The sequence below is a fragment of the Mesorhizobium sp. WSM4806 genome, from assembly GCF_055811635.1.
Map to the genome: position 1 here is coordinate 56,705 of NZ_JBVVQZ010000013.1, position 18,966 is coordinate 75,670.

The following is an 18,966-nucleotide window of genomic DNA, read 5'->3' on the forward strand; positions in this document are numbered from 1 at the left end:
ACCTACTCCGCCGCAGCCTTGCCAGGTTGCCCAAACCGCTGCTCGATATAGTCGGCGACCATTTTCTCGAAGTCGGCGGCGATCGAAGGGCCGCGTAGCGTCGCCGCCTTCCTGCCGTCGACGAATACCGGCGCCGTCGGCGTCTCGCCGGTGCCGGGCAGCGAAATGCCGATATCGGCATGCTTGGATTCACCCGGACCGTTGACGATGCAGCCCATCACCGCGACTTTGAGGTTTTCGACGCCGGGGTATTTTTCACGCCACACCGGCATGTTCTTGCGCAGATCCGCCTGGATATCCTGCGCGAGTTCCTGGAACACGGTAGAGGTGGTGCGGCCGCAACCGGGGCAGGCGGCGACGATCGGTACGAACTGCCGAAACCCCATGGTCTGCAGGAGTTCCTGCGACACTTGCACCTCGCGGGTGCGGTCGCCGTTCGGCTCCGGCGTCAGCGAGATGCGGATCGTGTCGCCAATGCCTTGCTGGAGAAGAATGCCCATCGCCGCGGATGAGGCGACGATGCCTTTCGAACCCATGCCGGCCTCTGTGAGGCCGAGATGCAGCGCGTGGTTGGAGCGGGTGGCAAGCTCGGTGTAGACCGCGATCAGATCCTGCACGCCGCTGACCTTGGCCGACAGGATGATTTTCTCGCGGCCAAGGCCGATCTCCTCGGCCATTTCGGCCGACAGAATCGCCGACTGCACGATCGCCTCGCGCGTTACCTCCTGCGCGGTCAGCGGAAAGCCCTGGCGCTGGTTGTCGTCCATCAGCCTGGTCAAAAGCTCTTGGTCGAGCGACCCCCAGTTGACGCCGATTCGCACCGGCTTGTCGTACCGGATCGCCATCTCGACGATCGCCGCGAACTGCCGGTCCTTCTTGTCCTTGAAGCCGACATTGCCGGGATTGATGCGGTATTTGGCCAGCGCCTCGGCGCAAGCCGGGTGGTCGGCGAGCAGCTTGTGGCCGATATAATGAAAATCGCCGACCAGCGGCACATTTATGCCGAGCCGTTCGAGCCGCTCGCGGATGGCGGGAACGGCGGCGGCACTCTCGTCGCGGTCGACGGTGATGCGCACGATCTCGGAGCCGGCGCGATGCAGCGCGGCAACTTGAGCGACTGTCTGGTCGACATCGGCGGTGTCGGTGTTGGTCATCGACTGAACGACGACAGGGGCGCCCCCGCCGACCATCACGCCGCCGACGTCGACACCGACAGACGTGCGGCGCGAGAAGGGTGAAGAAAAATATCCGGTCATGGCCGGCTGCCCTTTGTTAGCGCCGAATTCCGGAATCGGTTTCCGGAAACAATCTGCGCAAAAATCAAAATACAGCGTCCATTGCGCGTCCGAAAGGAGGCGCGGCGCTATAGAAGGTCCCGGCATGAGGTGGAGGAGCAAAGATGGCTTGTCAATGGCGATAGGCAGGCAAACCCTGTCAAATCGAACCGCCGGACAAACACGGAAACGCTCCGGCGGCATTGGTTGCCACCGGAGAAGATGGTCGGGCAAAGCGCGCACTGTTCCCTGCATGACCCCGAAACCGAAGGATTTTCGGAAAGGACCATGCGCCGAAATCAGAAGCACGACAGCGCCCTTTGCGCGTCCAAAGGACGCGCAGCGCCGTAGATGAGCGTCAGTGCGTGGTGGGTTTCGGCTTCGCCTTCAATTTCTCAATCTCGTCCTTGAGCGCCAGCTTGCGCCGCTTGAGATTCACGATTTCGAGGTCGTCGACCGATGGATGGTTCATCGCATCATCGATTTCGCGTTCGATGTCGCCGTGTTTCCGCTGCAGCTCATCAAGATGGGATGCAAGAGACATGATTGGTTCTCCCTTTCATGGTTTCCTCGATTGCAGCCGTCAAGGCGCGTCCCACCGCAATTTCGCTTCTGTGACGGCATAATGACAGTGTGCCACTATCGGGCACCGATGTCGAATGCTGCGTGGTAGCATTCCACGACAATACGAAATGTGGTATTGGCTGCGCGCCGGTGCAAGATACCTCCGGCCTCGCCCAATCAGGCCCATTTTTGGGCGCCGCAGACGTGCAGACGGTAAATAATGTCCGAACAGGAACAGGCCGATATCCGCCTCGAATATTCTCGGCTGAAGCAGGAACACGCCGATTTCGACGCGGCGATCAACGCGATGATCGCCATGGGCTGCGACCCTCTGCAGATCCAGCGCATGAAGAAGAAAAAGCTCTTCCTGAAAGACCGGCTGATGGCGCTGGAAGACCGGATCATCCCCGACATCATCGCGTGAGCGAATCCCACTTACGGTCGCGACAAATCCTGCTCATCCCGTGATCGAAAGCCTCGCGGCGCGTTCGCGCAGCAGGGCGATGAGATCGCCGGTCTTTTCCTCGGAAGTGTCGATGGGAACCACCAGGCATATCGTCGCCTCGACCTTGCCGGCAGCTGAAAAGACCGGCGCGGCAAGGCACTTTGTATAGGCGTCGACAAGACCGGAAGTCACACAATAGCCGGCAGCCCCGGCCGTAGCGATATCTTCTATGAAGTCGTACAGCAGCAATCTGCGGCCATCCGGCAGGACGAGATCGTCTTCGGACACCATGTCTTCGATCACAGCCCGTTCGAAACCGGCGAGAAGCAACCGCCCGGAAGCGGTCCAGGGAAGCGGTATCTGCAGACCCGTGGCCGAACTGATCCGGAACGGCCTGGTGCCCGGGCTTGAATGGACAATCGTGTAGCGGCCGCTTTGCAGCATGCACAATTCGGAGGTCTCGCCTGTCTCGCGCGAAAGATCGTCGACTTCCTGACGCCCTCTCCTGAGCAGGTCGTTGCCGCGCACATAGTCCATTCCGTAGAGATAAAGCTTCTTCCCGAAATAGACGCGATTGCCGTCGCCGGCCATTTCCAGCAGGCCCGCATCCACGAGCGAGCGTACAAGCGTGTAGATCGTCGAGCGCGGCGCATTCACTCCCTTGGCGAGATCGCCAATCCCGATCGCTCGCTGGTTCGCATGAAGAAACTCCAGGATATGGAGCACGCGGTTGAGACCCTTCTCGCGGGAGCCCGCAATCCTGTCTTCGTCCGGACCAGCGTCCGGCCGAACTGCCAAGCCATTGCCATCTTGCATTGCTGATTCCTGGTGTTAGTATCTGTCTCGTACAGGATACATGTGTCTTTTGTAAGAGACAATCCAGCAGATTACCGATGCATGTATCGGCAAAGGGGAACACAACACGAAAAGGAGGTCGCCGTGAACGACACATCCAAAAGACGTGATTTTCTGAAACTGGCCGGGCTTGCAACGGCCGGAGTGGTGGGCGCAGCGACAACAGTCGATGTTCAGAAGGCGGCGGCGCAGGCGGCACCGGACAGCCAGCTGCGCACCGTTCTCGATCGCGGCAAGGTGATCGTCGGCACCGGCAGCACCAACGCGCCCTGGCACTTTGAAAACGATGCCGGCGAACTGGTCGGCATGGACATCACCATGGGGCGCATTCTTGCCAAGGGACTTTTCGACGATACGACCAAGGTCGAGTTCGTCATGCAGGATCCGGCCCAGCGCATTCCGAACGTGACCACCAACAAGGTCGACATTTCGATCCAGTTCATGACCATGACCGCCCAGCGCTCGCAGCTGATCCACTTCTCCCGGCCCTATTACGTCGAAGGCATCGCCTTGCTGACCCTTCCGAACGCCGAAAACAAGACCTTCGACAAGCTGCTTGCCGGCGGTTCGGCGACGCGGGTTTCCATCCTGCAAAATGTCGATGCCGAGGCAAATGTGCACATCGTCCTGCCGGAGTCGCAGGTGATGCAGATAGACACGCAGGCCAACGTGCTGCAGGCACTGGAATCGAAACGCGTCGACGCCGCCGCCGTCGATCTGTCGACGGTTCGATGGCTCGCCTCGCGCAATCCGGACAAATACTTCGATGCCGGCAAGAGCTGGTTCTCGATGCTTTACGGCGCCGCGCTTCGGCAAGGCGACCCCGACTGGCTGACCTTCGTCAACACGACCTTCACCACCGCCATGTTCGGCCATGAGACGGCGCTCTACGACGCTGCATTCAAGGACTATTTCGGACAGGAGCCTCCGGCGCGCCATCCCGGCTTCCCGGTCATCTGATGCAAGCAGGCGGAAGGGTCGCGCCCTTCCGCCTGCTTATCGTCGACAGCCCTCGATAATGACAGGGACACATGGGCTATACCCTGAACTTCAACCTGATCTGGCGGCATTTCGACAAGCTTTGGGGCGGGCTGCTGCTCAGCCTCGAGCTGGCCGTGATCTCCATCGCGATCGGCATCCTCATCGGACTGCTTCTGGCGGTCTGGTACGTGTCGGCCGGGCGTGCGGTGCGAACCGTCATCGCCGCCTATGTCGAGTTCATCCGCAACGTGCCGCTGATCCTGCTCGTCTATCTCGTCTTCTACGGCCTGCCGACGGTGGTCGACATCGCCTACAGCGCGCAGACCTCGTTCATCGCCACGCTGTCGCTCTATAGCGGCGCTTATCTGGTCGAGGTGTTCCGCTCGGGGCTCGAAGCGGTTCCGCGCGGACAGCTCGACGCCGGCAAGGCGATCGGCCTGACGCCATGGCAAAGGCTGGTCCATGTGCGCCTGCCGACGATGCTGCGCATAACGCTGCCCGCGCTTTCCAACACGTTCCTGTCGCTGTTCAAGGACACGTCCGTTGCGTCGGTCATTTCGGTGCCCGAACTCACCTACGGCGCCCAGTGGATCAACTTCAACACCTTCCGCATCGTCGAGGTCTACCTTGTGGTGACGGCGATGTATCTCTTGACCGGCTACGCGCTTCTTTTTGCACTTCGGCTTGTCGAGCGCCGGTTCAGGGTGGCGCACTAGGATGCTTGGCCAGATCGCCTATGCCTTGCCCTTCCTGGCCCAGGGTTTTGCCGTGACGCTATGGGTGTCGCTGCTGGTCGTGGTGTTGTCGCTCGTCGCCGGCGTGATGATGGGCGTCGGCCTTGTCTATGGCCCGGCTCCGCTGCGCTGGGCGGTGCGCATTTTCAGCGATACCATACGCGGCATTCCGATCCTGGTGCTCATCTTCTTCGTCTATTACGGCCTGCCTGCCGTCGGCCTCCATCTGGAATCCTTCTGGGCAGCCGTGCTGGCGCTCACCCTGTTCAAGACGGCGCAGGTCATCGAGTATCTGCGCGGTGCGGTCGGTTCCATACCGAAGGGGCAGTCCGAAGCGGCGATGGCGATCGGGCTGACCTTTCGCCAGCGACTGGCCTACGTCATCTTCCCGCAGGCGTTCAGGCGTTTCCTGCCGCCATGGATCAATGGCGTCACCGATGCGGTGAAGGGCAGCGCGCTGGTCTCGCTGCTCGGCATCACCGACCTGATGCATGCCATCAACCAGGTCATCGGCCGCACCTATGAAGCAATGCCGCTCTACATCCTCGGCGCGGTCATCTACTTCGCCGTCAATTACGCGCTCTCCCTGGCCAGCCGACGGTTGGAGCGGCGTTTCTCCTTCATCCGGGAATAGCAAGATGCCCATCGCCACGCCCGCCAATCCGGCGCTTCTCGATGTCTCCGAGGTTTCCAAATCCTTTGGATCCGTCGCGGTCCTGCGCTCCGTCAGCCTGCAGGTGACGCGCGGCGAGGTGGTGACTGTCATCGGGCCTTCCGGCAGCGGCAAGACCACGCTGCTGCGCTGCGTCAACTTCCTGGAGAGCTACGACAGCGGCTCCATCCGCATCGACGGCAAGGAGGTCGGCTTTCGCGACACGGGAACACGCCAGCGCCGCAGCGAGCGCGACCTGGCGAAGATGCGGGCCGAAACCGGGATGGTGTTCCAGAGCTTCAATCTGTTTCCGCATCTGACGGCGGCCGGCAACATCATGCTTGGCCTGCGCAAGGTGCGCGGCAAGAGCAGTACCGAGGCCCGCGCCATTGCCGAGCACTGGCTCGGCCGGGTCGGCCTTGCCCACAAGGCCGACAGCCTGCCGGCCGAGCTTTCCGGCGGCCAGCAGCAGCGAGTCGGCATTGCCCGCGCGGTGGCGATGGAGCCGAAAATCCTGCTTCTCGACGAGATAACCTCCGCGCTCGACCCGGAACTCGTCGGCGAGGTGCTCGAGGTCGTGCGCAGCCTGGCCGAGGACGGCATGACGATGGTGATGGTCACGCACGAGATGGCCTTTGCCCGCGATGCCTCGAGCCGCATCATCTTCATGGCAGATGGCGGCGTCAGCGCCGCGGGCCCGCCCGCCGAGATTCTGGGCGCGGAGATCGACAATGAGCGTCTCCGCAGTTTCCTGGCGCGGTTTCGTGCCTCGCATTTCTGACATCGGACGGCGAAAGCTGTCGCAAGGAGCCTTTTCATGACGCCTTACATCCGGCTCGCCGAATTGGGCCTGACGCTGCCCGAGCCGCCGACGCCGATCGCCAACTTCGTCACGCACGCCGAAAGCGGACGGCTGATCTTCCTCTCCGGCCAAGGGCCATTGCGCGCCGACGGCACGCTTTGCACCGGCAAGGTCGGCGAGGATGTCACGGTTGAAGAGGCCTATAAGCATGCCCGTCTCACCGGTCTGAACCTGCTCGCCGTCATGCACGCTGCGGCAGGCGACCTCAGCCGCATCGTGCGCGTCGTCAAGCTGCTTGGCTTCGTCAACGCGATCCCGACCTTCAGCGACCATCCGAAGGTGGTGAATGGCTGTTCCGATCTTTTCGCCGCTGTCTTTGATAGTATCGGCGGGCACGCCCGTTCGGCGATCGGTGTCGGCTCCCTGCCCGGCAACATCACCGTGGAAATCGAGGCGGTCGTCGAGATCGCCGCCTAAAGTCTACCAATGGGACCTCCAGAGATGAAAACCTATTCCGCAAACGGCTCCAACACGACAATCCGCGAACGGCTCGGCCTTCGCCCGATCATCAATGTCTCTGGCACGATGACGGCGCTCGGCGCCTCGATCATCGTCCCGGAAGCGATCGCCGCTATGTCGGAAATCGCCTCGCAGTGGGTGGAGATGGACGATCTGCAGCGCGCTGCAAGCACGGTTGTCGCGCGCCTCACCGGCGGTGAGGCCGGCTTCATCACGGCGTGCTGCGCCAGCGGCATCACCATGGCCATTGCCGGCACGATGACCGGCACCAACCTTCTGGCGATCGAGCGGCTGCCGGACGACACCGAAGGCCTCAAGTCCGAGGTCATCGTCCAACTCGGCCACATCGTCAATTACGGCGCGCCGATCGACCAGTCGATCCGGCTCGCCGGGGCAAGGACCGTACCGGCCGGTACGGTCAGCGTGACTCAGGATTATCATGTGCGCGAGGCGATCCGCGACCGCACCGCAGCAGGCCTCTATGTCGTTGCCCATCACACGGTGCAATACGGCATGCTCTCGCTCGAGGAGTTCTGCGAGATCTGCCACGCCAAAGGCGTCCCGGTGATCGTCGACGCCGCCTCCGAATACGATTTGCGCGGCTTTCTCGCGCGCGGCGCCGACATCGTCGTCTATAGCGGACACAAATTCCTCTCGGGACCGACAAGCGGCATCGTCACCGGGCGCAAGGATCTGGTGCGCGCCGCCTATCTGCAGGTCCGTGGCGTTGCGCGGGCGATGAAGGTCGGCAAGGAAAGCATCGCCGGCACCATGGCCGCACTGGAGGCTTGGGAGCGGCGCGATCATGCTGGCATCCGCAAGCGGGAAGAAGCGGCGCTCGATCTGTGGAAGGACGCATTGCAGGGCCTGCCGGGCATCGCCGCGCATGTCATTCCCGATCCGACCGGTAATCCGCTCGACCGCCTGCAGGTGTTTGTTACGGCTGAGAGCAGGTTCACCGCCGCCGGCCTTGCGTCGGCGCTGGCGGCCGGTTCGCCTCCCATTATAGTGCGCAACCACGAAGTCGAGCGCGGGCATTTCTTCCTCGATCCATGCAATCTTCATCCCGGCGAGGCGGAAATCGTCGCCGAACGCCTGCGGGCCGTGTTGAGCGCGGCCGAGCGTCCGGCGGATGCGATGAAGGCAGCCCGCGAGGATAGCGCCGGCGCCTTGCGCTGGCCGGATTAGGTAATGATGGCGCCTCGCGCCAGAACGCTTGCGCAGAGGCAGCGCATCCTTGCCGTCGAACCCGAATTCCGCTAAGGCGCGCCTTTGCCGCCGGGAGCACAAGCTTGGACGATCACCGCGCCGACGTCGCCATCATCATGGGTAGCCAGTCCGACTGGGCGACGATGCGCCACTCCGCCGAAACGCTGGAGGCGCTGGGCATCCCGCACAAGCGGCTGATCGTCTCGGCTCATCGCACCCCCGACCGGCTCTATGACTTCGCCAAGGGCGCCAAGGCGGCCGGCTTTCGGGTGATCATCGCCGGCGCCGGCGGCGCGGCACACCTGCCCGGCATGACGGCGGCGATGACGCCGCTCCCGGTTTTTGGCGTGCCGGTGGAATCGAAGGCGCTTTCCGGACAGGACTCGCTGCTCTCCATCGTGCAGATGCCGGCCGGCATTCCGGTCGGCACGCTGGCCATCGGCAAGGCGGGCGCCACCAATGCCGCCCTTCTGGCTGCGGCCGTGCTGGCGCTGACCGACGAAAAGCTCGCCGCCCGGCTCGATGCCTGGCGCGCCGCCCAGACCGCCAAGGTCGCCGCCGAGCCCACGGACACGCCATGAGCCTGGCCGCCGGATCGACCATCGGCATCATCGGTGGCGGCCAGCTCGGCCGCATGCTGGCGATGGCCGCGGCGCGCCTCGGCTACCGCACGGTCGTGCTGGAGCCGCAGCCGGATTGTCCGGCGGCACAGGTCGCCAACCGCCAGATCACTGCCGCTTATGACGACACGGCCGCGCTCGCCGAACTGGCTGCAGTCAGCGCCGTCGTCACCTACGAGTTCGAGAACGTTCCAGTCATGGCCGCCAGCGCGCTTGCCGTCACGGTGCCCGTCTACCCGCCGGCGCGCGCGCTGGAAGTAGCGCAGGACCGGGTGGCGGAGAAGAAATTCCTCAACGGCATCGGCATTCCCACCGCTGATTTCTGCCCCGTCGACAATGACGACGAATTGACGGCGGCGCTGAAAAAGTTCGACGGCAGCGGCATATTGAAGACGCGACGCATGGGCTATGACGGCAAGGGCCAGCGCGTGTTCCGCAATATGGAAACAGGGGGCTTTGCCGGCACCTGCGAGGCAATGGGCAACGTGCCGCTGGTCCTCGAATCCTTCGTCGCCTTCGAACGCGAGATTTCGGTGATCGCGGCGCGCGGCATGGACGGTTCGCTCGCCGCCTACGATCCGGCAGAAAACATCCACCGCAGCGGCATCCTGCACAGCTCGACCCTGCCGGCCAGGATAGGGTCCGAAACCGTCGCTGCAGCGCAGGCGGCGGCAGCAGAAATACTCGCCGCGCTCGACTATGTCGGCGTCATCGGCATCGAGTTCTTTGTCCTTGCCGACGGCGCGCTGCTGGCCAATGAGATCGCGCCGCGTGTTCACAATTCCGGCCACTGGACGGAAGCCGCCTGCCTCGTCTCGCAGTTCGAGCAGCACATTCGCGCCGTCGCCGGCCTGCCGTTGGGAAACCCCGGCCGCCATTTTGACTGCGTCATGGAAAACCTGATCGGCGACGATATCCTGCGCGTCCCGGCCCTGCTCGTGGAGCCCGATCTGATGCTGCATCTCTATGGCAAGGCCGAGGCACGTCCCGGCCGCAAGATGGGCCATTTTACGCGAATGAGCCGCCACCGTTGAGGCTATTGGACGGCGCCGCTCCAATGCCGTCGATAGGGCAGAAACTCAAACTCCGCCACATGCTTGGTTGACACGGGCAAGGCTCCTCGTTTATGAGCCACGCACAAGTTGAGAGGCGCGCTTTCCGAGCGCGCCTTAATAATTCGGCCCAAGCGGGCCCAGACCGACGGGCAAGACCATGAAGATCAAGAATTCGCTTAAGGCGCTCAAGGCGCGTCACCGCGACAACCAGCTGGTTCGCCGCAAGGGCCGCGTGTACATCATCAACAAGACCGCTCCGCGCTACAAGGCGCGCCAGGGCTGAGCCTTTTCGCGTTGGGGGCGCCTGCCTCCGCGCCTGCATGATGTACCGCATCGATCCAAAAATCGGAATCGATTTTCGGAAAGCACGATGCCAGGAATTCAAAATGCTGGAACGGCCTTTACGCGTCCAAAAGGACGCGTGGCGCTCTAATACCGGCCTGCCGGACCTTTCACGCTAAATTCAGTTTGACGATCCGCTGTCCGGGGTTAGATTCCGGTCATGCGGATTCATTTTGCATTCTTCGCGGCGCTTTTTCTTTTCGGTGTCGCCCCGCTTCCGGCTCAAGCGGAAGACCCGGTCACCCCTCCGGTTGCCACGACCAGGGAGGAAAGGCTCGACCAGCTGTTTGTCGACCTGAAGCGCGAGCTCAATGAAAAAGCCGCCGAGCGCATCGCGGCGCGCATCTCGCACGAGTGGTCGCAATCCGGCAGCGCCTCGATCGACCTGATGATGCAATGGTCGCAAAAGGCGGCCGAAGACAAGAAGTTCGACGTGGCGCTCGACTTCCTCGACCAGGTGGTGACGTTGCAACCGGCCTATGCCGAAGGCTGGAACCGGCGCGCCACCGTGCATTTCATGATGAATAACTTTGGGAAATCGATGGCGGACATCGACCGCACGCTGCAGCTCGAGCCGCGCCATTTCGGCGCGCTGTCCGGCCTGGCGCAGATCATGGCGGTAGCCGGCCACAAGCAGTCGGCGCTGGAAGCCTGGCAGCGCGTGCTCAGCATCTATCCGATGATGCGCAGCGCCCAGGATCAGGTCGGCACGCTTTCGGAAGAACTTGCCGGCGAAGGGATCTGAATTCCCAGTTGGCGGACAATTCCACTTAAGTGAAAGTCTTTTTAGCTAGACTGTGAACTAATTTCGCTCCGGTCCGTACCTCTCTCCATGAACCCGATCTACGCCGCGCTCGCCTTCCTCCTGGCGCTTGTGTTCACCCTTGCAGGTGTCACCCGCGCCGGTTCATGGCTGATCGAGCGCCGCAATCCGCCGAGCGGCGACTTCGCGGATATAAACGGTGCCCGCATCCACTACGTTCACGTTCCGGCGCGGGAAAACGCCGAACTGCCGCCGATTGTCTTTATCCACGGCGCCAGCGCCAATCTCAGGGATCAGATGCTGCCGTTGAGGCCCTTGCTGGAAGGCCGTGCCGAGATGCTGTTCTTCGACCGCCCGGGTGCAGGCTGGTCGGCGCGCGGCCCCGGCAACAACGAGACCCCATCGGCGCAGGCCAGCACCATCGCAGCGCTGATGGACCATCTCGGCATCAGGAAAGCCATCATCGCCGGCCATTCCTTCGGCGGCTCGGTGACCACCGCCTTCGGCCGCGAGCATCCCGACAAGACGCTCGGCCTGGTGTTCATGGCGCCTGCCACCCATCCCTGGCCGGGCGGCGCGACCGCCTGGTACTACAATTTGACGACCATTCCGATCGTCGGCCGGCTTTTTTCCGAAACGCTGACCTATCCGTCGGGAACGCTGCAGATGAATGCCGCCACCGCCTGCGTCTTTGCCCCCAACAAGGTGCCGGACTTCTATGTCGCCGAGGTCGCGATCCCGCTGGTGCTTCGGCCGAACGCCTTTCGTGCCAACGCCACCGATGTCGCCGGGCTTTATCGCTACACGCTCGATGCCGCACCGCACTACCGCGATATCAAGGCGCCGACTGTGGTCATCTCGGGCGACCGCGACAAGGTGGTCTATGCAACGATCCATTCGGTCGGCCTCGTCCGCGACATCGCCGGGGCCGAACTGGTCTGGGTCCGCAATCTCGGCCACAAGCCGGACTGGATAGCACCCGATCTCGTTGTCGGCGCGATCGAAAAGGTCGCCGGCAGGGACGTGGACCTCCAGGCAATGGCGAAGGCCGTGGAAATCAGGATTGCCGGCGACACCTACGGCGCCGGCAAATGCGCCGACATCACAGCGCCGGAAGCCGAACTCGCGCCAATTTAGAGCAACCGAAATCATTCGAAGCGACGGCTAAGCCTAGCGGCGGGCCTGCACGTCCGATCCGACATAGGCGATGCGCAGCATGTTGGTGGAGCCGGGCGTCCTCAACGGCACGCCGGCGGTGATGATGACCCGGTCGCCGGGCTTGCCGAACCCCTCGTCCAAAGCGATGCGGCAGGCGCGGTCGACCATGTCGTCGAGGTCGATGGCGTCGGGCGAGACGACGCAATGCGTGCCCCACAAAAGCGACAGCCGCCGCGCCGTGTTGACGATCGGCGACAGGGCGACGATCGGCACCTGCGGCCGCTCGCGCGCGGCGCGCAGGCCGGTCGTGCCGGACGCCGTATAGCTGATGATCGCCGACAGTTTCAGCGTCTCGGCGATTTCGCGGGCGGCAAGCGAAATGGCGTCGGCGCCGGTCGCTTCCGGCTCCGAGCGCTGCGCATTGATGATGCCGGCATAGGTCGGGTCGGTTTCGACCTTGCTGGCTATGCGGTTCATCATCGCCACCGCCTCGACCGGGTAGGCGCCGGCCGCGGATTCGGCCGAGAGCATGATGGCGTCGGCGCCTTCGAACACGGCGATCGAGACGTCCGACACCTCGGCGCGGGTCGGCACCGGCGCGGTGATCATCGATTCCAGCATCTGCGTGGCGATCACCACCGGCTTGCCGGCGCGGCGCGCGGCGCGGGTGATCTGCTTCTGGATGCCGGGCACGGCTTCGAGCGGCATTTCGACGCCGAGATCGCCGCGGGCAACCATCAGTGCATCCGAAAGTTCGATGATCTCGGCCAGCCTGGCGACGGCTTGCGGCTTTTCGATCTTGGCCATGATCAGCGCCCGGCCGCGCGCGATCTTGCGCGCTTCCGCCAGATCCTCCGGCCGCTGCACGAACGACAGCGCCACCCAGTCGACGCCGGTGGCCAGCACAGCATCGAGATCGCTGCGGTCCTTTTCGGTCAGCGCGCCGACCGGCAGGTCGGTGTCGGGCAGGCTGACGCCCTTCTTGTCGGAGATGCTGGTGCCGGCGACGACGGTGCAGACGATCGCCTGTCCGTCGCTCTCCACCGCCTTCAGCTCGAGCTTGCCGTCGTCGATCAAAAGACGGTGACCGGCCTCGACCGATCTCAGGATTTCCGGATGGGGCAGATAGACCCTGGTCGAGTTGCCGGGCTCGGGATTGTCGTCGAGCGTGAAGGTCTGGCCGAGTGTCAGCGTCTCCTTGCCGTTGGCAAACTTGCCGACCCGAAGCTTGGGTCCCTGCAGGTCGGCGAGAATGCCGATCGGCCGGCCGACCGCTTTCTCGACGGTGCGGATGCGACCGACAAGTGTGCGCATCAATTCATGATCGGTGTGGCTCATATTGATGCGAAACACGTCGGCGCCGGCTTCGAAAAGCTTCTTCAGCATGTCCTCGGAGGAGGAGGCCGGACCGATGGTGGCGAGTATCTTGACCTTGCGGCTGCGTCTCATTGACTGTTTGTTCCCGGGGCGGCTGGAACGCCCCCCGTTGCGGGGTCATCGGTCAGCTGGACCATCCAGCTTGCCTGCTCGCCCGTGTCATATTCCTGGAATCCCGCGCGCTGGAAGCCCCGGGCGACGCAATCGCTAACGCCGGCGATCTTGAACTCTTTTTCGGCCACGCACATGTTGATCGGGCCATCCCAGCGCCCGCCGCGCTCGGCGTCTTCTGCATAAAGATAGTAAAATCTTGATGACAGCGGCCCTTCGATCAACGTCTTGCAGCTCGATCCCTCGATGTGCCACCAGCCTTCGGTGATCCAGCCGGCCTTGGCGCGATAGCCGATGCCGACGCCGACCAGGTTCTGCGTGGCGTTGCAGACACGGAAATCGGCGCGCGCCGGCGAGGCAGCAACCATCGCGGCGAGGCCCACAGCGAAGGTCAGGAACGGCATGGCGAAGGCATAGCGCACACGCGGCCTGCCGGCGGAACCCATCCTGAAACCTCTCAAGAACCACATTTGCATCTCTCAACGCCCCTTTTCGGAAAAGTCCGGGCGCATGTCAACGCGCCCTTCCGCTCAATTCCAATCGATTTAGAAAGGCTTCGGCGCACGGTTGGTCGCCTTCTGCCAGATTTCCGCAGAAACCGTGGCCAAACGACGGCATTGCGTAATCGTCCCCTTCGTGGAATGAGGATACCATCCTCCCTGGAAGCCAGCGAACATACCATTTCCCGCCGATGACCCGATCCACAGTTTTCGCGCCTTTCGACGTCGTCGAAGGCGATCGCAAGCGAGGCATCGTGCTCCTGGCCGATCACGCCCGTCGCGACCTGCCGGAAGAGTATGGCAGCCTCGGCCTGCCGGCGGCGGAATTCGACCGCCATATCGCTTACGACATCGGTGTCGAGACGGTGACGCGCGAACTGGCCGCTTTGCTCGGCGTGCCGGCGGTACTCGCCAATTTTTCGCGGCTTCTGATCGATCCCAATCGCGGCGAAGACGATCCGACATTGATCCGCCAACTCTATGACGGCACCGTCATTTCGGGGAATTATCCACTTACCTTGAAAGAACGTGAAAGGCGGCTCGACCGCTTCTATCGACCCTATCACGATGCGGTCGGCGCCATGATCGCCTCGGTGGCGCAGGCTTGCGCAAACGCCCCCTTTATCCTTTCGGTGCATTCCTTCACCCCCTTCATGCAGGGGTTCGTGCGCCCTTGGCATGTTGGCATCTTGTGGGATCGCGACGACCGGGTGGCGCGACCGCTGATCGACATGCTCGCCGAGGACAAAAGCCTTGTCGTCGGCGACAATGAGCCCTACGACGGCGCGCTGCGCGGCGACACCATGTTCAGACATGCCATCGTCAACGGATTTGCCCATGCGCTGATCGAAATCCGTCAGGACCTGATCGCCGATCGGCAGGATGCGGTCGCCTGGGCCGAACGGCTGGCGCCGATCGTTGACGCGATCAATCGCCGTCCCGATATACATCGGGTCAAACGATTCGGCTCGCGCACCGGGCCGCTCTAAGGAGGCCCAAGGAGGCCCAGAACACATGACCGAACTCAGCGACGAGCAGAAACGCGATTTCGAAGCCGCCGCCTTCCGCCGACTGGTCGCGCATCTGCGCGAACGCACGGACGTACAGAACATCGACCTGATGAACCTCGCCGGCTTCTGCCGCAATTGCCTCTCCAACTGGTATCGCGATGCCGCCGAGGCCGAGGGTGTCGATCTCAGCAAGGACCAGTCGCGCGAGATCATCTACGGCATGCCCTATGCCGAATGGCAGGCGCTCAACCAGACCGACGCCTCCAATGCCAAGAAGGCCGAGTTCGAGGCAAGACGCCCCAGGGATCACTGAGACCACGATCCCGAAAGTGGAAACCGGTTTTCGGATAAGATCGTGGTCGAACAAAGCCCGACCAGATCGGCTTCATCAACCTGGGTGCAAGCGAGCCGTTTGGCCCAAGCACTTTTCAAGAACGAGCGCTTGACTGAGGATTGAATCGATCTAATTTGCGGCGCGAAACTATTTTTCGCATCGGATTCTACGATGGACACGCTAAACCGCATGCAGGCCGCCATTCGTGGACGATGGGCGGTGGCGGCCATCTTCCTGGCCAATGGCTTTCTGACCGGCGCCTGGGCGCCGCAGATCCCGGTGGTGCTGACCCGGCTGGATATCAGCAAGTTCACGCTTGGCCTGCTGATCCTGCTGTTCGGCGCCGGCGCGGTCACAGCGATGACCTGGTGCGGCCACCTGATCTCCAGGCATGGGTCGCGCACCGTGCTGAGTTGGTTCGGCCTCATCGGGAGCTTCGGGCTGCTGGTTGTGGCGCTGGCTCCAAACGTGCCGCTAGCGGCCATCGCCATGTTCATCTTTGGCGGTTCGATCGGCGGCATGGATGTCGCCATGAACGCCAATGCGGTCACGGTGGAACGGCGCTTGTCCCGGGCCATCATGTCGTCCTCGCACGGCTTCTGGAGCCTTGGCGGTTTCGCCGGCGGCGCTCTCGGTGGCCTCGCCATCCAGAATTACGGTCATCTCGCCCATGCGACGGTGGTGACGGCGCTCGCTTTCGCCGTGATTGCAGTGGCAGTCCGCTACCTGATCGCGGAGGACAAGCCAGTCCAAGCATCCTCGGGGGTAATCGGGCATCGCAAGTTCGCGCTGCCTGGAAATCCGCTGGTCTATCTGGTCGGGCTGATGGCGCTGATGACGATGATCTCCGAGGGTGCGGTGCTCGACTGGGCAGCGCTTTACCTGCAACAGGAACTCGGCACCGACCTCGCCGTAGCTGGTTTGGCCTACGCCGCTTTTTCCGGCGTCATGGCAGTCATGCGCTTCGTTGGCGACGGCGTCCGCAACCGGTTCGGCGCCGTGACGACATTGCGCGTTTCGGCGCTTGTCGCCGCTGCCGGCATGCTGGTGGCGGGTCTGGCGCCCTCGCCCTGGCTCGCCATCTCAGCTTTTGCCTTTTGCGGCTTCGGCATCGCCAATATGGTGCCGATCCTGTTTTCGGCCGGCGGCAACCAGGAAGGCATGTCGTCCGGCACCGGCATGAGCGTCGTCACCACAATGGGCTATTCCGGCATTCTGGTGGCGCCGTCGGCAATCGGCTTCATCGCCGAGCATTCAAGCTTCGGTCCGATCTTTGTCGCTTTGTCGGGACTGCTGGTCGTCGTATTCTTGATGGCCGGGCTCGCTCACCGCGCCGAATTCGCGCCTGACGCGGCCCCGGCCGAATAGCGCTTCAACTCCTCATAGAGGAAATCCGCGACACGGCGGATGCGCATGCTGGTGCGTACGTCGCGGTGCATGGCCAGCCATACCGGCAGCGTCGGCAGCCCGAGGCCCGGCAGCACTGTCTCCACCAGCGGATCGCGGTCGGCCAGCGGCTCCTGGCCAAAGCCGATGCCGTTTCCCGCCCGCACCGCCTCCCACAGCACGATTTGGTTGTCGGTCCTGAAGCGGAAGGCATTGCGGGTGAGCAGGACACCGAATTGGGCAAAGCCGCGAATGATCTCATCGCTGCGGTCGAAGCCGATCAGGTCGTGGCCGGCAAGGTCGCCGGGTTCGCGCGGACGGCCACGCCGGTCGAGATAGGATTTTGCCGCGCAGGCGCGGAGCGGAATGTCTGCCACCTTGCGCGCCACCACCTCGTTCTGGGCCGGCTTGACCATGCGGATAGCGATGTCGGCATCGCGGCGCAAAAGATTCTCGACCTGGTTCGACGCGACGATCTCGACCTCGATGCCGGGCTCCTCGGCACCCAGCCGCGCCGTCATCTCTGGCAGGACATAGGCCGCCACCACCTCGCTGGCGGCAATGCGCACCGTGCCCTCGATCGCCTCGACCGATCCCAGCGCCAATAGCGAAAAGGCGCTTGCCTGCTCGCTCACCGCCCGGCCGCGTTCGTAGAGCGTGCTGCCGGCTTCCGTCAGCGCGTAGCCGCGCCGCCCGCGCCGGAACAGGGTGACGCCGAGCGCCTGCTCCAGCTCGGCGATATGGCGGCCGAGCGTCGGCTGGCTTGCAGCCAGCTTGCGCGCGGCAGCGGACAGGCTGCCGGTTTCCGCCACGGAGACGAAACTCTTGATCAGATTCCAGTCGATTTCCATTCAAAACTGAATATCATGTTGCCAGATTCAGTCAATTTCCATTCGTTTGCGGGCGGATCATATTGTGACCGTAACGCAAACACGGAAACCAAACATGACCAAGATCGCAATTCTGGGAACCAATGGCCGGCTCGGCCGCGTGGTTGCCAAGGCCTTCATCGACGCCGGCTATGATGTCCGCGCCATCACCCGCAGCGGCAAGATAACGGCAGAACTCATCGGCTCGGCGGCCGTCACCGGCGACGGGCTCGATCGCGAAGCGCTTATCCGCGCCACCGAAGGCGTCGACATCATCTTCAACGGCCTCAACCCGATCTATACCGACTGGGGCAAGTGCCTGCCGATGGCCGAGAACGTCATGGCCGCGTGCCGGGCGAACCACGCATTGCACCTCGCTCCCGGCAGCGTTTACAACTACGGCTCGCCGATGCCGACGGTCATCACCGAAGACACGCCATTCCACCCGACGACGGAAAAGGGCCGCATCCGCGTCGCCATGGAAGACCTCTTCCGCCGCGAGGCCGAAGCAGGCCGAGTGCGCACCATTCTGCTGCGAGCCGGCGATTTCTTCGGCGGCACCGGCACCGGATCGTGGTTCGATCTGATGGTGGCCGCCAAGATGGACAAGGGCGTCTATACCGCCCCCGGGCCGGCCGATCTCCTGCATGAATGGGCCTATCTGCCTGATATGGCCAAGGCTTTCGTCGGACTGACTAAGAATCTCGACAAGCTCGGCACCTACGAGGCGCTGAACTTTCCCGGCCACGCCGTTACCGATCTGGAGATCAAGGCCGCCGCGGAGCAGGCGCTCGGGCGCACGTTGAAACTGACGTCGATGCCGTGGTGGGTGTTGCGCGCCGGCAGTCCGTTCGTGGCGATGTGGCGCGAGCTCGTCTCGATGTCCTATCTCCGCTTCGAGCCACACCAGTTGGTCTCGGCAAGACTGGAAAGCATCCTCGGCACGATCCCGCATACGCCGCTGGATAGGGCGGTGGCAGAAGCCCTCGATGATATCGGTGTGGCCACGATTGATGGCGTTTCGAAAGCTGCCTGAAAACGTGCGTTTCGAACCGAAGGCTCGGAAAGGACCATGCGCAAAATCAAATGCTACAGCGCTGTGAGTCCAAAAGGACGCGCAGCGCTGTAGCATTCGTGCACCAACTCCGGGTCAAATCCTGCCCATCAGCAGCAGCACCAGCAGCACGATCAGGATGACGCCGACGATGCCGGAGGGACCATAACCCCAGGAACGCGAATGAGGCCATGCCGGCACCGCGCCGATCAGAATGAGGATCAGAATGATGATGAGAATGGTGCTGAGCGTCATGAGAAACTCCCCGCTTTGAGGCATTCCATGACAGGACAATGCAAAAGGCCGCTGGGTTGTTCCCGGCGGCCTTTTCTACCTGGGCTGAAGGGAGCGA

General features: G+C 62.9%; 23 protein-coding genes. 16 read left to right on the plus strand and 7 right to left on the minus strand.

The annotated features are described in order from the left end of the window. Positions 1-2 precede the first annotated feature (2 nt). Both ispG and AC0L2M_RS20130 read right to left on the minus strand, forming a co-directional pair. On the minus strand, positions 3-1,256 hold the full coding sequence (ispG, locus tag AC0L2M_RS20125; protein WP_027152966.1) for a flavodoxin-dependent (E)-4-hydroxy-3-methylbut-2-enyl-diphosphate synthase: 1,254 nt from the start codon (positions 1,254-1,256) through the stop codon (positions 3-5). 376 nt (positions 1,257-1,632) lie between these two features. Next, complete coding sequence (locus AC0L2M_RS20130; protein ID WP_023797036.1) at positions 1,633-1,818, minus strand: YdcH family protein; 186 nt, start codon at positions 1,816-1,818, stop codon at positions 1,633-1,635. A gap of 240 nt (positions 1,819-2,058) precedes the next feature. Here AC0L2M_RS20130 and AC0L2M_RS20135 point away from each other — a divergent pair, with 240 nt between their 5' ends. Further along, positions 2,059-2,262 carry a YdcH family protein gene (locus AC0L2M_RS20135; RefSeq protein ID WP_023797035.1) on the plus strand — a complete coding sequence of 68 codons (204 nt, stop codon included), beginning with the start codon at positions 2,059-2,061 and terminating at the stop codon, positions 2,260-2,262. 33 nt (positions 2,263-2,295) lie between these two features. Here the strand turns inward: AC0L2M_RS20135 and AC0L2M_RS20140 are convergent, their stop codons facing one another. Beyond that, positions 2,296-3,099, minus strand: a complete 804-nt coding sequence (locus tag AC0L2M_RS20140) for an IclR family transcriptional regulator (protein WP_023797034.1) — start codon at positions 3,097-3,099, stop codon at positions 2,296-2,298. Between the two features lie 123 nt (positions 3,100-3,222). On the opposite strand from AC0L2M_RS20140, the gene AC0L2M_RS20145 reads away from it, so the two are divergent. From AC0L2M_RS20145 to AC0L2M_RS20195, 11 genes are all read left to right on the plus strand, one after another. After that, positions 3,223-4,098: a transporter substrate-binding domain-containing protein gene (locus AC0L2M_RS20145; protein WP_128170614.1), complete on the plus strand. Its 876-nt coding sequence runs from the start codon at positions 3,223-3,225 to the stop codon at positions 4,096-4,098. A 71-nt stretch (positions 4,099-4,169) separates the two neighbouring features. Next, positions 4,170-4,835, plus strand: a complete 666-nt coding sequence (locus AC0L2M_RS20150; protein WP_473535711.1) for an amino acid ABC transporter permease — start codon at positions 4,170-4,172, stop codon at positions 4,833-4,835. Position 4,836: 1 nt separating this feature from the next. After that, positions 4,837-5,487, plus strand: coding sequence for an amino acid ABC transporter permease (locus AC0L2M_RS20155; protein WP_077380470.1), 651 nt, complete (start codon positions 4,837-4,839; stop codon positions 5,485-5,487). 4 nt (positions 5,488-5,491) lie between these two features. Continuing rightward, positions 5,492-6,286, plus strand: a complete 795-nt coding sequence (locus tag AC0L2M_RS20160; RefSeq protein ID WP_031254069.1) for an amino acid ABC transporter ATP-binding protein — start codon at positions 5,492-5,494, stop codon at positions 6,284-6,286. Between the two features lie 36 nt (positions 6,287-6,322). Next, positions 6,323-6,784 (plus strand): RidA family protein, encoded by a 462-nt coding sequence (locus tag AC0L2M_RS20165; protein ID WP_023797029.1) that lies wholly within the window; start codon positions 6,323-6,325, stop codon positions 6,782-6,784. 24 nt (positions 6,785-6,808) lie between these two features. Continuing rightward, positions 6,809-8,014 carry an aminotransferase class V-fold PLP-dependent enzyme gene (locus AC0L2M_RS20170; protein ID WP_473535712.1) on the plus strand — a complete coding sequence of 402 codons (1,206 nt, stop codon included), beginning with the start codon at positions 6,809-6,811 and terminating at the stop codon, positions 8,012-8,014. Between the two features lie 104 nt (positions 8,015-8,118). Beyond that, the gene (gene purE / locus AC0L2M_RS20175; RefSeq protein WP_023797027.1) at positions 8,119-8,616 is read left to right on the plus strand and encodes a 5-(carboxyamino)imidazole ribonucleotide mutase; all 498 of its coding nucleotides are present in this window, start codon (positions 8,119-8,121) and stop codon (positions 8,614-8,616) included. Continuing rightward, positions 8,613-9,689 (plus strand): 5-(carboxyamino)imidazole ribonucleotide synthase, encoded by a 1,077-nt coding sequence (locus AC0L2M_RS20180; protein WP_473535713.1) that lies wholly within the window; start codon positions 8,613-8,615, stop codon positions 9,687-9,689. Before purE ends, AC0L2M_RS20180 begins: the two co-directional genes overlap by 4 nt. A 178-nt stretch (positions 9,690-9,867) precedes the next feature. Continuing rightward, a complete protein-coding gene (ykgO, locus tag AC0L2M_RS20185) occupies positions 9,868-9,993 on the plus strand; it encodes a type B 50S ribosomal protein L36 (protein ID WP_006327841.1) in 126 nt (41 codons plus the stop codon). Positions 9,994-10,212: 219 nt separating this feature from the next. After that, complete coding sequence (locus AC0L2M_RS20190; protein WP_473535714.1) at positions 10,213-10,797, plus strand: tetratricopeptide repeat protein; 585 nt, start codon at positions 10,213-10,215, stop codon at positions 10,795-10,797. 87 nt (positions 10,798-10,884) lie between these two features. Next, positions 10,885-11,952: an alpha/beta fold hydrolase gene (locus tag AC0L2M_RS20195; protein ID WP_128170616.1), complete on the plus strand. Its 1,068-nt coding sequence runs from the start codon at positions 10,885-10,887 to the stop codon at positions 11,950-11,952. Between the two features lie 33 nt (positions 11,953-11,985). Here the strand turns inward: AC0L2M_RS20195 and pyk are convergent, their stop codons facing one another. Both pyk and AC0L2M_RS20205 read right to left on the minus strand, forming a co-directional pair. Further along, a complete protein-coding gene (gene pyk, locus AC0L2M_RS20200; RefSeq protein WP_023797023.1) occupies positions 11,986-13,422 on the minus strand; it encodes a pyruvate kinase in 1,437 nt (478 codons plus the stop codon). After that, positions 13,419-13,907, minus strand: a complete 489-nt coding sequence (locus AC0L2M_RS20205) for a DUF1036 domain-containing protein (protein WP_023797022.1) — start codon at positions 13,905-13,907, stop codon at positions 13,419-13,421. The genes pyk and AC0L2M_RS20205 overlap by 4 nt, the downstream gene beginning before the upstream one ends. A gap of 245 nt (positions 13,908-14,152) precedes the next feature. On the opposite strand from AC0L2M_RS20205, the gene AC0L2M_RS20210 reads away from it, so the two are divergent. The 3 genes from AC0L2M_RS20210 to AC0L2M_RS20220 all read left to right on the plus strand — a co-directional run bounded on the left by AC0L2M_RS20210 (position 14,153) and on the right by AC0L2M_RS20220 (position 16,673). Then, positions 14,153-14,950, plus strand: coding sequence for an N-formylglutamate amidohydrolase (locus AC0L2M_RS20210; protein ID WP_128170617.1), 798 nt, complete (start codon positions 14,153-14,155; stop codon positions 14,948-14,950). 25 nt (positions 14,951-14,975) lie between these two features. After that, positions 14,976-15,284 (plus strand): DUF1244 domain-containing protein, encoded by a 309-nt coding sequence (locus tag AC0L2M_RS20215; RefSeq protein ID WP_023797020.1) that lies wholly within the window; start codon positions 14,976-14,978, stop codon positions 15,282-15,284. A gap of 192 nt (positions 15,285-15,476) precedes the next feature. Further along, the gene (locus AC0L2M_RS20220; RefSeq protein ID WP_473524014.1) at positions 15,477-16,673 is read left to right on the plus strand and encodes an MFS transporter; all 1,197 of its coding nucleotides are present in this window, start codon (positions 15,477-15,479) and stop codon (positions 16,671-16,673) included. Here the strand turns inward: AC0L2M_RS20220 and AC0L2M_RS20225 are convergent. After that, entirely contained in the window at positions 16,631-17,542 is a 912-nt protein-coding gene (locus AC0L2M_RS20225) for a LysR family transcriptional regulator (protein WP_473535715.1), read from the minus strand. The two genes, AC0L2M_RS20220 and AC0L2M_RS20225, sit on opposite strands and share 43 nt — an antisense overlap. Before the next feature lie 94 nt (positions 17,543-17,636). Between AC0L2M_RS20225 and AC0L2M_RS20230 the strand changes: the two genes are divergently transcribed. After that, complete coding sequence (locus AC0L2M_RS20230) at positions 17,637-18,596, plus strand: NAD-dependent epimerase/dehydratase family protein (protein WP_473535716.1); 960 nt, start codon at positions 17,637-17,639, stop codon at positions 18,594-18,596. Positions 18,597-18,710: 114 nt separating this feature from the next. On the opposite strand, the gene AC0L2M_RS20235 is transcribed toward AC0L2M_RS20230, so the two are convergent. Then, a complete protein-coding gene (locus tag AC0L2M_RS20235; RefSeq protein WP_091593346.1) occupies positions 18,711-18,869 on the minus strand; it encodes a DUF3309 family protein in 159 nt (52 codons plus the stop codon). Positions 18,870-18,966 lie beyond the last annotated feature (97 nt).